The organism is Candidatus Rhodobacter oscarellae, from assembly GCF_001078595.1.
GTDB classification, from domain to species: domain Bacteria; phylum Pseudomonadota; class Alphaproteobacteria; order Rhodobacterales; family Rhodobacteraceae; genus Rhodobacter_B; species Rhodobacter_B oscarellae.
On the sequence record NZ_LFTY01000001.1, the window covers coordinates 625,286 to 638,742 of the forward strand.

Consider the following 13,457-nt stretch of genomic DNA (forward strand, 5'->3'; position numbering starts at 1 on the left):
AAGTGGCTCTGCCATTTTGGGACATGGTTGATTCCCCTAAATCCTGGGCCGAGCTGGCCCCCCATCTGATCGCCGTGGCCGCGGGGCGCGCGGCGGCGGATCTGGTGATCCGCGATGCTCGATGGGTGAACGTGCACACCCGCGAAGTTCTGGCCGGCCACGACATCGCCACCGCCGCCGGGCGCTTCGCCTATTGCGGGCCGGACGCCGCGCATTGCATCGGCGAGGGCACGCAGGTGATCGACGCGGGCGGCGCCTTCGCCATCCCCGGGCTCTGCGATGGGCATATGCATATCGAGAGCGGCATGCTCACCCCCGCCGAGTTCGCCCGCGCGGTGATCCCGCATGGCACCACCACCATGTTCACCGACCCGCATGAGATCGCCAACGTATTAGGCCTGCGCGGCGTGCGGCTGATGCATGACGAGGCCTTGCTGCAGCCGGTGAACATCTTCACCCAGATGCCGTCTTGCGCGCCCTCGGCGCCGGGGCTGGAGACCACGGGCTTCGAGATCACCCCCGCGGAGGTATCAGAGGCGATGACTTGGCCCGGTATCATCGGGCTGGGCGAGATGATGAACTTCCCCGGCGTGATGGCGGGCGATGACAAGATGCTGGCCGAGATGGCCGCTACCGCGGCCGCGGGCAAGACCATCGGGGGGCATTACGCCTCGCCGGACCTTGCGGGCTTCCACGCCTACGCGGCGGGCGGGCCTGCGGATGACCACGAGGGCACCTGCGAGGCGGATGCCATCGTGCGGATGCGCGCGGGGATGCGGTCGATGATCCGGCTGGGCTCAGCCTGGTACGACGTCGAGAGCCAGATCACCGCGATCACCGAGAAAGGGCTGGACCCGCGCAACATGATCCTGTGCACGGATGATTGCCACTCGGGCACGCTGGTCAATGATGGGCATATGAACCGGGTGGTGCGCCACGCCATCGAATGCGGCTGCGACCCGCTGGTGGCGCTGCAGATGGCGACGATCAACACGGCGACGCATTTCGGGCTGGAGCGCGAGCTGGGCTCTATCGCGCCGGGGCGGCGCGCCGACCTGATCCTAACGTCGGACCTGCGGAGCCTGCCCATCGAACGGGTCTTTGCCCGCGGCAGGGAGGTCGCCGCAGGCGGCGAGATCCTGGTGGAGTGCCCGCATCTCGACTGGCCAGCCGACACCCGCAGCACCGTTCATCTGGGCAAGGTCCTGGCGGCGACGGATTTTGAGGTTCCGGCACAGGGCCGCAACACAGTGCGCGCCAAGGTGATCGGCGTGGTCGAGAACCAGGCCCCCACCAAGGCACTGACCGCGGACCTGCCCGTTGTGGACGGCGTGGTCCAGGGCGCGGAGGGCACCTGCCAGATCGCCCTGGTCGAGCGGCACCGCGCCACCGGCGCCGTGACGAACGGCTTCGTCAGCGGGTTCGGCTATACCGGCGAGATGGCCGTCGCCTCGACCGTCGCCCACGACAGCCACCACATGATCGTGGTGGGCACCTCGCGCGCCGATATGGCCCTGGCGGCGAACCGGCTGGGCGAGGTCGGCGGCGGCGTGACCGTCTGGCGCGACGGGCAAGAGCTTGCCCTGGTCGAGCTGCCCATCGCGGGGCTAATGTCTGACGCGCCCGCCGCGCAGGTCGCGGCCAAGGCGCAAAAGATGGTCGAGGCAATGCAGGCTTGCGGGTGCTCGCTAAACAACGCTTACATGCAGCATTCTCTGTTGGCCCTGGTGGTCATCCCAGAGCTGCGGATCAGCGACCTTGGGCTGGTGGACGTCACCAAGTTCGAGATCACGGAACTTTTTGAGGCCGAAACATGACCTATGCCGACATCTCTGCCCCCGCGCTGACGCCGGATATCCACGGACATGAGAACTTTGACGACCCCAAGGCCGCCGTGGCGCGCCTGCGCGAGATCTACGACATTGGCACGCGGTTCCTGCAGGAGACCTTCCAAGCCGCGATTGACGGCGGCCATCCGGGGCGGCGCTATCGGGCGTTCTACCCCGAGATCCGGTTGGTCACCTCGAGCTTCGCCCAGGTCGACAGCCGCCTGAGCTTTGGCCATGTGGCGGAGCCGGGCACCTACGTGACCACGGTGACGCGCCCGGACCTGTTTGAGGCCTATCTCGAGCAGCAGATCGGCCTTTTGCTGGAGAACCACGGGATCCCGGTGCGCATCGGCCTCTCCACCACGCCGATCCCGGTGCATTTCGCCTTTGGCGTCGGCTCGGGTATCGTCGTGCCGGAAGAGGGAGAGCTGGCCTTCACCCTGCGCGACGTCTTCGACGTGCCGGACCTTTCGACGACGAACGACGATATTGTGAATGGCTATGGCTCGCCCTACTCCGACGGGGTGGAGCCCCTGGCGCCCTTCACCGCGCAACGGGTGGACTACTCGCTGGCGCGGCTCAAGCACTACACCGCGACCAGCCCCGAGCATTTCCAGAACCACATCCTGTTCACCAACTACCAGTTCTACGTGGAGGTGTTCGAGGACTACGCCCGCACGATGCTGGCCGATCCAGAAAGCGGCTATACCAGCTTTGTCGGCCCTGGGGATGTCGAGATCACCGGCGCCAAGGACCCCTGTGAGGCGCCAGCGAAGCTGCCGCAGATGCCGACCTATCACCTCAAGCGGCCGAATGGCGGCGGGATCACGCTGGTCAATATCGGCGTGGGGCCCTCGAACGCCAAGACCGCCACGGACCACATCGCCGTGCTGCGCCCGCATGCCTGGCTGATGGTGGGGCATTGCGCGGGGCTGCGGAACTCGCAGCGGCTAGGGGATTTCGTGCTGGCGCATTCCTACCTGCGCGAGGACCATGTGCTGGACGACGACGTGCCGGTCTGGGTGCCGATCCCGCCGCTGGCCGAGATCCAGGTCGCCCTGGAGCTTGCCGTGGCCAGCGTGACCCAGTTGAAGGGCTATGACCTCAAGCAGATCATGCGCACGGGCACCGTGGCCACATATGACGACCGCAACTGGGAGCTGCGCGACCAGTCCGGCCCAACGCAGCGCCTAAGCCAGTCCCGCGCCATCGCGCTGGACATGGAGAGCGCCACGATTGCTGCCAACGGCTATCGCTTTCGGGTGCCCTATGGCACGCTTCTTTGCGTCTCGGACAAGCCGCTGCATGGCGAGCTAAAGCTGCCCGGAATGGCTAGCAAGTTCTACAAGGGTCAGGTCTCGAACCACCTGCAAATCGGCATCCGCGCGATGGAGATCCTCCGCGAGATGCCGCTGGAACGAATCCATTCGCGCAAGCTTCGCAGCTTCGAAGAGACCGCGTTCCTCTAAAATTGGGCGATTTCGGCCACAAAATGCAGGAAAACTTGGGGATATGTCACACTAAGAGTTGTGTCGCTCCCAAATATTCCGTTAGATTCGACTAATGACCCGCAACAGCGGGCGAGACCGAGGAGACAATACATGGCAAAACCCATGACAAAGACCCAGCTCTTGGCGGCCCTGGCGGACGCGATGGGCTCCGACAAGAAATCCGCATCGGCTGCGCTGGACGCGGTTTGTGGTGTGATCACCAGCGAAGTGTCCGCGGGCGGTGCCGTGACCCTGCCCGGTGTTGGCAAGATCTACTGCCGCGAGCGCCCCGAGCGCATGGTGCGTAACCCGGCCACGGGCGAGCAGATCAAGAAGGACGCCGACAAGGTGGTGAACATGACCATCGCCAAAGCGCTGAAGGACAGCGTGAACGGCTAAGCTTGATCTCTTAGAGTTTGAGTCTAGGGTCGCCCTTCGGCGGCCCTTTTCATTTTGCAGGGGCCGCTCATGCCCTTGCGGGCCCTCCTCGCCAGGAGTCGCAACGATGGACCTCCGCGCAATCGCCATGGGCGTTGCCTTTGCCTTTATGTGGGCCTCGGCCTTTAGCTCGGCGCGGATCATCGTCGCCGAGGCGCCGCCGCTGACGGCGCTGGCGATCCGGTTCTTCCTGTCGGGGCTGATCGCCATCGGCATCGCCTGGGCGCTGGGGCAGTCCTTGCGGCTGACCCGGGCGCAGTGGATCGCCACGGCGATCTTTGGGCTCTGTCAGAACACGCTCTATCTGGGGTTCAACTTCGTCGCGATGCAGTGGATCGAGGCCGGGCTGGCCACGATCATCGCCGCGACCATGCCTTTGCTGGTGGCCTTCGCGGGCTGGGCATTCCTGGGCCAGCGGGTGCGCCCTCTGGGCGCGGTGGGCCTGGCAGCAGGGTTCGCGGGCGTGGCGATCATCATGGGGGCGCGGCTCAGCCAGGGCGTCGATCTCTTTGGGGTGCTGCTGTGCGTGCTGGGCGTCGTCTCGCTGACCGCGGCCACAATGCTGGTGCGCAGCGCCTCCTCGGGCGGCAACATCGTGATGATCATCGGCCTGCAGATGGTGATCGGCTCGGCAGGGCTGGCCCTGGCCGCGGTGCCGCTGGAGACCTGGGAGGTGAACTGGACCTGGCCGCTGGCTCTGGCCTTCCTTTACACGCTCTTCGTGCCCGGGCTGATCGCCACCTGGGTCTGGTTCCTCTTGGTGGCCCGCATAGGGGCCGTCCGCGCCGCGACCTTCCACTTCCTCACCCCGCCCTTCGGTGTCGGCGTCGCCGCCCTCCTGCTGGGAGAGCGGCTAAGCTGGCTGGATGCCCTGGGCGTCGGCGTGGTGGCGGTGGGCATCCTGGCCGTGCAGCTCTCGAAAGAGCCTCAGCCGTCCTTGTCATAGTCGCTGTAGCCGTTCGGCCCGGGCGCGCCGCCCAGATGGGCGAACCTGACGGGGTTGTGATCGTTTGACATGTGAGAATTGCTGACAGCGCCAGCAATTTCGGACACATAGCAAGGATGGAATTCGTATTCGCATATCTCGCGGGCCTGCTGACGCTGATCAATCCCTGCGTCTTGCCGGTCCTGCCGATCGTGTTGGCCTCGGCCGTGCAGGCCAGCCGCCATGGGCCGCTGGCTGTGGCCGCGGGGATGAGCCTGTCCTTCGTGGTGCTCGGCCTTGCCGTCACCGTGCTAGGGCGCAGCGTCGGGTTGACGCCCGAGATGATATCGGACGCGGGCGCGGTACTGATGATCCTGTTCGGGCTGGTGCTGCTGGTGCCGCGGCTCTCGGCGCGGTTCGCCACGGCGACCGCGGGCTTTTCGGAGCGCGCAGATGCGGGAATGGACGGGTTGCAGGGGTCCGGTCTGTCAGGGCAGTTCTTGGGCGGCATGCTGCTTGGCGCGGTATGGAGCCCCTGCATTGGCCCGACGCTTGGCAGCGCCATCGGTCTGGCCAGCCAGGGGGAGAGCGTGGCCCGCGCGGGCGCCATCATGCTGTTCTTCGCGTTAGGCGTATCATCAATCATCCTGGCGCTCGGCTATGGCGCGCGCTCGGTGATCCAGCGCCGCCAGGCCTGGATGCGCGGCATTGCCGCCAAGGCGCGCCCCATCCTGGGCGCGGTCTTCATTGTTGTTGGTGTGGGGCTTTTGCTGCGCGTGCACCACATGCTCGAATTCTGGGCCATCCAGATGCTGCCCACCTGGCTGATCGATTTATCCGTCCGTTTCTAACCCACGAGGTCTGATATGAACCGTCGCACTTTCCTAATCACCAGCACCGCCGCCGCGGTGGCCCTGCCTGCCTTCGCGGGCAGCATCGACTACACGCCCGGTCTGGTTGACCGGCATCTGGCCGCCGGGGACACCGTGTTTCTGGACTTCACCACGCAGTGGTGCACGACCTGCAACGCGCAGAAGCGGGTGCTGGGTAAGCTCAAGGGGCAGAACCCCGCCTACGAGCAGAACATCGTCTTCATCACGGTGGATTATGACGACTACCGCCGTGACCCGCTGACGGTCGGGCTGAACATCCCGCGGCGCTCTACGCTGGTGGCCCTGAAGGGCGATAAGGAGCTGGGTCGCATCGTTGCGGGTACCTCGACGGCGCAGATCCAGGGGCTGATGGACGCCGCGCTGAGCGCGTCGGTCGCTTAGACCTTAGGCGCTGTGCTGCCGCCGCCCCGCGCGGCGCGCGCCGAGAGGGCGATTGTGACGGCGCAGAGCGGCAGCAGTGCCGCGAAGCTCCAGCGGAGCCCAACGGCCTCGGCCAGCCAGCCAAAGACAATGGGCGTGACCACGCCGGTGGCGCTGATCAGCAGGATCGCCGCCGCCACGGCCTCTTCCGCCGGGCGGTGGGGGCTGCGCCCCGCAGCCGACACCATAAGCGGGAAAAGCGGGCCCGTTCCGAGCCCGACCAGCGCAAAGCCTAGGATCGCGACCCAGACACTGGGCGCCAGCACCAGGGCCACCGTGCCGACCGCCGTGACCGCCGCCAGGATGCGGCCCATCCGCGCCGCACCGTAACGCTCGACCCACCGATCCGCATAGAGCCGCCCCACGGTCATCGCCAGCAGAAACGCCGGCAGCGTCAGCGTGTCGATCCAATCCGCGGCAGCGAAATTGTCCCGGGCGAAGATCACCGCCCAGGTATTGGCCGCCATATGGGCGGTGCCCGCGACAAAGGCAAAGAGCACCAGCACCACACTCGCCATGTCCGGGCGCGCCAGTTGGGAACCTGGCGTATGGGTGTTCCCCCGGCGCGGCGCCGGGCGGACCTGCGGCTGCAACCACAGCAGCGCCATCGCGACAACCGCCAACATCACCAGCATATGCCAAAGCGTCGGCACCGGCATCGCGCGGGCCCCCACGCCAAGCCCCGTAGACGCCAGAACGCCGATGCTCCACATCCCGTGGCAGCGGTTCATAATGCGCGTGCCCGTTGCGGCCTCAAAGCGATCCGCCTCTAGGTTCATGGCCACGTTGCTGAAACCAAACATCACGCCGCTGGCGCAGAAGGCAGCGCTGATGCCCAGCGGGCCCGTGCCAAGCGCGGCAAACACCGCCGCGACGGCCAACGCGATGATCGACCAGCCATTCACGCGCTTGGTCCCAAAACGCAGCGCCGCGTTGCCCGCGATCATCGAGCTCAGGATGCTCCCCAGCGCGCCCAAGGTGAAGGCGAGCCCCAGTTGCGTCTCGGACAGGCCCGCCTGGACCTGAAGGTCGGGAACGCGCGTCAGGACCGCGCCGCTGGCGAAGGCCTGCAGCGCAAATGTGGCGTAGATCGCGCGCTCGGAACCCGGCGGAGGCGCGCCCGCCGTCACCCGATAGGGCCGCGTATGCCGCCGGTTTGTGCCCGGTCGAGAAGCAGGTGATCCAGGATCACCGCGGCCATCATCGCCTCGCCCACCGGCACCGCGCGGATGCCCACGCAGGGATCATGGCGCCCCTTGGTGACAATCTCGGTGGTCTCGCCGGATTTCGTGATCGTGGCCCGCGGCGTCAGGATCGAGCTGGTCGGCTTCACTGCAAACCGAACCACGATGTCCTGACCGGTGGAGATGCCGCCCAGGATCCCCCCGGCGTGGTTGGAGCTGTAGCGCGGGCCATCATTGCCCATGGTGATCTCGTCGGCGTTGCCCTCTCCGGTCAGCGCGGCCGCGGCCATGCCCTCGCCGATCTCCACGCCCTTCACGGCGTTGATCGACATCATCGCGGCGGCAAGGTCGGCGTCCAGCTTGCCATAGACCGGCGCGCCGAGCCCCGCGGGGATGTTGCGCGCCACAACCTCGATCACCGCGCCGACAGAGCTGCCCGACTTGCGCAGCCCGTCCAGGTATTCGGCCCAGTCCTGCGCCGCCTGGGGATCGGGGGTCCAGAACGGGTTCTGCTCGATCTGGTCGGCGTCAAAATTGCTGCGGTCGATCTGATGCGGTCCCATCTGGACCATGTAGCCCTGGATCTCAGCGCCAGGGGCCAGTTGCTCCAGCGCCGCACGGGCGACCCCGCCCGCGGCCACACGCGCCGCCGTCTCGCGCGCCGAGGAGCGCCCGCCGCCGCGGTAGTCGCGAATGCCGTATTTCTGCCAATAGGTGATGTCGGCATGTCCCGGGCGGAACTTCTCCATGATCTCGGAGTAATCCTTGGAGCGCTGGTCCTGGTTGCGGATCTCTAGGTGGATCGGCGTGCCGGTGCTGACGCCCTCGAAGACGCCCGAGAGGATCTCGACCTGATCGGGCTCGCGCCGCTGCGTGGTGTAGCGGTTCTGGCCGGGCTTGCGACGGTCGAGCCAGCGCTGCAGGGCCTCGGCCGTGATCGGCACGCCGGGCGGGCAGCCATCGACAACAGCGCCGAGGCCAGGCCCGTGGCTCTCACCCCAGGTCGTGACCCGAAAGATATGTCCGTATGTGTTGTGGCTCATCGCGGCGCCCTCCGTCCGGGCGGTCTACCCGGAGCATCGTGGAAGGGGAAGGGGTAAGGCGCGCCGCGGCTCCCACCCGGATCTATGATCCGGGGCGACTCACCAAGATTTTCTTAATTTCGTCCAAGATCGCCAAAAAAGAAACGCGCCCGGATCAGGGGCGCGTCTCAAAATTCACGTCAGGCGGCGGTGATTACTCCGCGGGCTGACCCTTGGCCGCGCGCTTCACCGGCGCCCAGATCTTTTTGTTGGTCAGGTAGAGCAGCACCGTCAGCAGCGCCAGGAACAGCACCGCAACGAAGCCGGCCTGCTGGCGGGCCATCATCTTGGGCTCTGCCGTCCACATCAGGAAGGCCGAGATATCCTCGGACAGGTGATGCAGGTCGTTGGCGTGCTCTGGGTCGAACTCAACGCGGCCATCCTCGAGCGGCGGCGCCATCGAGATCCAGCCGCCAGGGAAGGCGGTGTTCTCGTAGAGGGTCGTGCCCGCCTCTTCCTTGGTCTTGCCGGTGTAGCCGGTCAGCAGCGAGTAGATATACTCCGCGCCGCCCATGCCCTGGAAGAGCTGCGCCAGGCCGGTACCCGCCGGACCATGGAAACCCGCGCGGGCCTTGGCCATCAGGCTGAGATCCGGGGCGCCGGCATTCTCGACCGCGGGGAAGTTATCGGTGGGCAGCAACCCGCGCGCCGCGCCTTCCTCGAAGTCGTAGAGATGCGCGTTTGCGCCCTCGTCGGCCACAAACAGCACGTCACGCGCATAGGCCCGCACCTGATCGGCCGGCAGGCCAACCCCGCCGGGGTCGCTGAGCGTGCGGATCGGCACGAATTTAAGCCCATGGCAGGCTGCGCAGACATCGGTGTAGATCTGCAGCCCACGCTGCAGCTGCAGCTGGTCGAAGGTACCAAACGGCCCCTCGAAGCTAAAGTTGATGTCCTCGACATGGCCCGCGCCACCGGCAGCATGCGCCGCCGATCCGAGGCCCAGCACCAGAGCGGCGGAAAGGGTAAGTTGCTTGATCATCTCTTTTCCCTCGCTCACTCGGCAGGCTGCGTGGCGCCGTCAGCGTCCGCTTTGCCGTAGTGCTCTTTGAAGTCGTCTTCGATGGTGGCCGGGATCGCCGTTGGTTTCTCCAGCACGCCCAGAAGCGGCAGGATCACCAGGAAGTAGGCGAACCAGTAGGCGGACGCGATCAGCGAGATCCAGTCATGCGGCCATTCGGTGTCGCGCGCGCCGACCCACATCAGGACGATGAAGTCGACCACGAGCAGCGCGAACCACCACTTGAACATCGGGCGGTAGCGGCCCGAGCGCACGCTGGAGGTGTCCAGCCAAGGCGCCAGCGCCATCACCGCGATCGCGCCGAACATCGCCAGCACGCCAAAGAACTTGGCGTCGATGATGCCCCCGGTCACGAAGCTGACCAGCTGCACCAGCCAGACATCCGCGGTGAAGGCCCGCAGGATCGCGTAGAAGGGCAGGAAGTACCATTCCGGCACGATATGCGCAGGCGTCGCCAGCGGGTTGCCCTCGATATAGTTGTCCGGGTGGCCCAGGTAGTTCGGCATGAAGCCGACCACGGCAAAGAAGATCAGCAGGATCAGCGACAGCGCGAAGAGGTCCTTGATCACGAAGTAGGGCCAGAACGGCAGGGTGTCCTTCTCGGCCTCGGCCTTGGAGCCGCGGCGCACCTCAACCCCGGTGGGGTTGTTGTTGCCGGTGGAGTGGAAGGCCCAGATATGCACCACCACGAGCCCGGCGATCACGAAGGGCAGCAGGTAATGCAGCGAGAAGAAGCGGTTCAGCGCGGGCTGACCCACTGCGGAGCCGCCCAGCAGCCAGGTCTGGATGCTCTCGCCCACGAAGGGGATCGCGCCGAACAGGCTGGTGATAACCGCGGTGCCGTGCAGCGACATCTGCCCCCAGGGCAGAACGTAGCCCATAAAGGCCGTACCCATCATCAGCAGGTAGATCAGCATGCCGATCACCCAGGTGACCTCGCGCGGCTCCTTGTAGGAACCATAGTAGAGGCCGCGGAAGATGTGCAGGTAGACCGCGAAGAAGAACAGCGAGGCGCCGTTCATATGCAGGTAGCGGATCATGTGCCCGCCATTCACGTTCCGCATGATGTGCTCGATCGAGGCAAACGCCATGTCGACATGCGGCGTGTAATGCATCGCCAGGACAACCCCGGTGGCAATCTGCAGCACCAGGCAGAAGGCCAGCACGATGCCCCAGATCCACATCCAGTTCAGGTTCTTCGGCGTCGGGATCATCAGCGTGTCATAGATGATCGCGCCCGCGGGCAGGCGGCGATGAAGCCACTTCTCAAGGCCCGTCTTAGGTTCGTAATGGTCGTGTGGGATACCGGACATGTCTATTACTCCTCACCCAGAACGATAGTGGTCTCGTCCGCGAAGGCTGCGATCGGAACCGGAAGGTTCTCTGGCGCGGGGCCTTTGCGGATGCGGCCCGATGTGTCGTAGTGCGATCCGTGGCAGGGGCAGAACCAACCGCCGAAATCACCGGCGCCGTCGCCGAGCGGCACGCAGCCCAAATGGGTGCAGATGCCCATCATGACCAGCCATTCGCCGTTCTCGCCCAGGGCGCGGTTCTCATCTGCGGCGTCGGCGCCCTCGTTATTCTCGTTGCGCGACAGCTGATCCGGCAGATCCGCCAGCGGCGTTTCGCGCGCGTCGTTGATCTCATCCTGGGTGCGGCGGCGGATGAACACCGGCTTGCCCTGCCATTTCACGGTCAGCTGGGTGCCCTCGGCGATGCCGCTGACATCCACCCGGATCGAGCTAAGCGCCAGAACGTCCGCGGAGGGGTTCATCTGGTTCACAAGCGGCCAAACGGCGGCGCCGGCCGCAACGGCCCCCGCACCACCCGTGGCGTAGTATAGAAAGTCGCGGCGTGTGCCTTCGTGGTCTTCTGCGTGGGACACGTATATCTCCATTCCATGGCCGGGCCCGGCCACACTGAATTTGGTGCGTGAGTCGCGCACCTTTTCCCGCGTGCGTTTTAAGATGGAGTGAAAACCACGTCCAGCGGACAATCCATCGCAGGCATAGGCGCATTGTCGCGGGTATTTCCGCCTAGTCGCAATCACGAATTCGGCAAAGTACTGCGAATCAGTGACTTTCAGTGAAATAAGGTTTGAACTCGGGGCGGGAAAAGGCCAGTTACGGCACAGGCCTTGGCTAAAGGATGGGGCATATGCGCCACTCATTTATGTGTTCGATCGCGGCTCTGGGCGTCGCCGTCTGCGCGACCGCCGCGCAGGCAGAGAGCGAATTGAGCTTTTACACCGGCATCCAAGAGGCGCCGCATAGCCGCGTCGAGGGCAACGATCCCGGCGGGGTTGGGGCGTTCAGCTTCTTGTCGACCTGGGAGGGCCGCTCGTTTGAGGCGCCCCCGCATTATGGCTTCCGCTACACCTACTGGACCAGCGAAACGCTGGGCTTTGGCGTCGACTTCAACCACACCAAGGTCTACGCGGACGACGCGACCCTGGCCTCCAGCGGGTTCACCAATCTGGAGTTCACCGATGGGTTGAACATCCTGACGGCGAATGTCTGGCGGCGCTGGCCGGATGCCTGGATGAACGGTCAGGTCACGCCCTACGTGGGCGCGGGTATCGGCCTGGCGATCCCGCATGTGGATGTGTCCTCGGCCGGGGGCACGACCTTTGAGTACCAGATTACAGGCCCTGCGGCGATGTGGGCGCTGGGCGCAAAATATGAGTTCAACGAGCGCTGGGGCGTCTTTGGCGAGTACAAGGGCACCTACTCGGTGAACGAGGCCGAGCTGACCAATGGCGGCACGCTGAGCACCGATATCATCACCAACGCGCTGAACTTTGGGGTGTCGTTTAGCTTCTAGGGCCTGTGCCTGAGCGCGGGATACCCCCCGCGCTCGCAATCCTTTCTTGCCGGGTTAAGCGGACGGCGCGGTGTCCTTCATGCTTTCGCGCGTGGCGAATCCCTCGAACCACGCGGATAGGTTCGGGCGACCCGCCCGCCAATCGCGATCTGCATGGCGGAAGTCGAGATAGCCAAGCGCGCAGCCCACGGCGATATGGGTGATGTTCATCGGCGCGGCCAAATGGCCCATCCAACGCGCCTCGATCGCATCCAGAGCCCTTGTGACCTTAGCCCATTGCCCCTCGACCCAATCCTTTGAATAGGCCTCTTCCGGGCGGGCGCGCCACTCGTAGACCATCAGCACGGCAGCATCCATGATCCCATGCGCCGTGGCCTCCAGCGTCAGCGCGTCCCACAGAGCGTCGCCGTCGGGGTACATTCCGCCGGACACCCGGGCGTCGAGGTAGCGGCAGATCACGCGGCTGTCGTAAAGCGCGGGGCCCTCCTCGCGCGACAGCGTGGGGATCTTGCCCAGCGGGTTCTGCGCGACGGGCATCTTCTCGCTGGCCAGGGGGTGCCCGATGGCGGGATCGATTTCGACGTCGTTCGCCTGGCCGGTCTCGCGGATCAGGACCTGCACGATGCGGCAGAAGGGCGAGGCGGGATTGTCGTGGAGTTGCATCACGGGGGAGGTTCCTTACGTCTGTTCGGGGGGTGTTCGCATGAGGGCGCCAAGCGCATCCAGCTCGGATCCGATGCCCCGCGCGGTGACCGCATCAGCGGCGCGCAAGCGCACGTCATCGTCCTTATTCTGGTTCAGCTTCCAGGTACCGTTAATCGCCTCGACCTGCATCCGGCAGGGCACGATCTGGCGCATCAGCTTTTCAAGCGCCTCCGGCGTCATCTTATCCGCGATCCAGGGGGGCTTGGGCGCAAGGCGCGGTTCGAAATGCGCGGCCAGGCGGTCCAGCAGGCCGCGAAGCTCCCCCTGCGGCAGGCGCTCTAGCGGGCCGCGCAGATGCACGGCGACGTAGTTCCAGGTCGGCACCTGGTCGTCGATGCCGTACCAGTCTGGAGAGATGTAGCTGTCCGGCCCCGGGATGGCGATCACCGCCGGTTGCGGCGCGTCCAGCAGGCGCAGGATCGGGTTCGAGCGCACCAGGTGCAGCTCGACAAAGCCGCCATCCTCGGCAAGAACGAAAGGGATGTGGCTGATAAGCGGCCCGCCTTCGGCGTTCAGCGCCAGCGTGCCAAAGCCGCGCGCGCGAGCGAACGCGATGTTGCGCGCCGTGTCCGGCTTTCTGAATGCGGGGTTAGGGTGCACCTGTGCCCTCCTTTGGAAATGCCACATTGCCCCCCGCGTCAAGGAAT

At 65.5% G+C, this 13,457-nt stretch carries 14 protein-coding genes; 7 read left to right on the plus strand and 7 right to left on the minus strand.

What is annotated here, in order from left to right; all coding sequences use genetic code 11:
- The first annotated feature begins 23 nt into the window (after positions 1-23).
- From ade to AIOL_RS02930, 6 genes are all read left to right on the plus strand, one after another.
- On the plus strand, positions 24-1,817 hold the full coding sequence (gene ade, locus AIOL_RS02905) for an adenine deaminase (RefSeq protein WP_049641506.1): 1,794 nt from the start codon (positions 24-26) through the stop codon (positions 1,815-1,817).
- Positions 1,814-3,298: an AMP nucleosidase gene (locus tag AIOL_RS02910; RefSeq protein WP_152912324.1), complete on the plus strand. Its 1,485-nt coding sequence runs from the start codon at positions 1,814-1,816 to the stop codon at positions 3,296-3,298. The genes ade and AIOL_RS02910 overlap by 4 nt, the downstream gene beginning before the upstream one ends.
- A 132-nt stretch (positions 3,299-3,430) precedes the next feature.
- The gene (locus AIOL_RS02915) at positions 3,431-3,718 is read left to right on the plus strand and encodes an HU family DNA-binding protein (RefSeq protein WP_049641507.1); all 288 of its coding nucleotides are present in this window, start codon (positions 3,431-3,433) and stop codon (positions 3,716-3,718) included.
- Between the two features lie 106 nt (positions 3,719-3,824).
- Complete coding sequence (locus tag AIOL_RS02920) at positions 3,825-4,703, plus strand: DMT family transporter (protein WP_049641508.1); 879 nt, start codon at positions 3,825-3,827, stop codon at positions 4,701-4,703.
- A gap of 116 nt (positions 4,704-4,819) precedes the next feature.
- A complete protein-coding gene (locus AIOL_RS02925; protein WP_049641509.1) occupies positions 4,820-5,533 on the plus strand; it encodes a cytochrome c biogenesis CcdA family protein in 714 nt (237 codons plus the stop codon).
- A gap of 15 nt (positions 5,534-5,548) precedes the next feature.
- The gene (locus AIOL_RS02930; protein WP_049641510.1) at positions 5,549-5,956 is read left to right on the plus strand and encodes a thioredoxin family protein; all 408 of its coding nucleotides are present in this window, start codon (positions 5,549-5,551) and stop codon (positions 5,954-5,956) included.
- Here AIOL_RS02930 and AIOL_RS02935 read toward each other — a convergent pair.
- The 5 genes from AIOL_RS02935 to petA all read right to left on the minus strand — a co-directional run bounded on the left by AIOL_RS02935 (position 5,953) and on the right by petA (position 11,167).
- Complete coding sequence (locus tag AIOL_RS02935; protein ID WP_049641511.1) at positions 5,953-7,125, minus strand: MFS transporter; 1,173 nt, start codon at positions 7,123-7,125, stop codon at positions 5,953-5,955. The two genes, AIOL_RS02930 and AIOL_RS02935, sit on opposite strands and share 4 nt — an antisense overlap.
- On the minus strand, positions 7,122-8,222 hold the full coding sequence (gene aroC / locus AIOL_RS02940; RefSeq protein WP_049641512.1) for a chorismate synthase: 1,101 nt from the start codon (positions 8,220-8,222) through the stop codon (positions 7,122-7,124). The genes AIOL_RS02935 and aroC overlap by 4 nt, the downstream gene beginning before the upstream one ends.
- A 193-nt stretch (positions 8,223-8,415) precedes the next feature.
- Positions 8,416-9,243 carry a cytochrome c1 gene (locus tag AIOL_RS02945; RefSeq protein WP_049641941.1) on the minus strand — a complete coding sequence of 276 codons (828 nt, stop codon included), beginning with the start codon at positions 9,241-9,243 and terminating at the stop codon, positions 8,416-8,418.
- A gap of 14 nt (positions 9,244-9,257) precedes the next feature.
- Entirely contained in the window at positions 9,258-10,595 is a 1,338-nt protein-coding gene (locus AIOL_RS02950) for a cytochrome b (protein ID WP_049641513.1), read from the minus strand.
- 5 nt (positions 10,596-10,600) lie between these two features.
- Positions 10,601-11,167 (minus strand): ubiquinol-cytochrome c reductase iron-sulfur subunit, encoded by a 567-nt coding sequence (petA, locus tag AIOL_RS02955; RefSeq protein ID WP_049641942.1) that lies wholly within the window; start codon positions 11,165-11,167, stop codon positions 10,601-10,603.
- A gap of 272 nt (positions 11,168-11,439) precedes the next feature.
- Here petA and AIOL_RS02960 point away from each other — a divergent pair, with 272 nt between their 5' ends.
- The gene (locus AIOL_RS02960; protein WP_049641943.1) at positions 11,440-12,105 is read left to right on the plus strand and encodes an outer membrane protein; all 666 of its coding nucleotides are present in this window, start codon (positions 11,440-11,442) and stop codon (positions 12,103-12,105) included.
- A 54-nt stretch (positions 12,106-12,159) separates the two neighbouring features.
- Here the strand turns inward: AIOL_RS02960 and AIOL_RS02965 are convergent, their stop codons facing one another.
- Positions 12,160-12,768 (minus strand): glutathione S-transferase family protein, encoded by a 609-nt coding sequence (locus AIOL_RS02965; protein WP_049641514.1) that lies wholly within the window; start codon positions 12,766-12,768, stop codon positions 12,160-12,162.
- A 15-nt stretch (positions 12,769-12,783) separates the two neighbouring features.
- The gene (locus AIOL_RS02970; protein WP_049641515.1) at positions 12,784-13,410 is read right to left on the minus strand and encodes an FMN-binding negative transcriptional regulator; all 627 of its coding nucleotides are present in this window, start codon (positions 13,408-13,410) and stop codon (positions 12,784-12,786) included.
- Between the last annotated feature and the right edge of the window lie 47 nt (positions 13,411-13,457).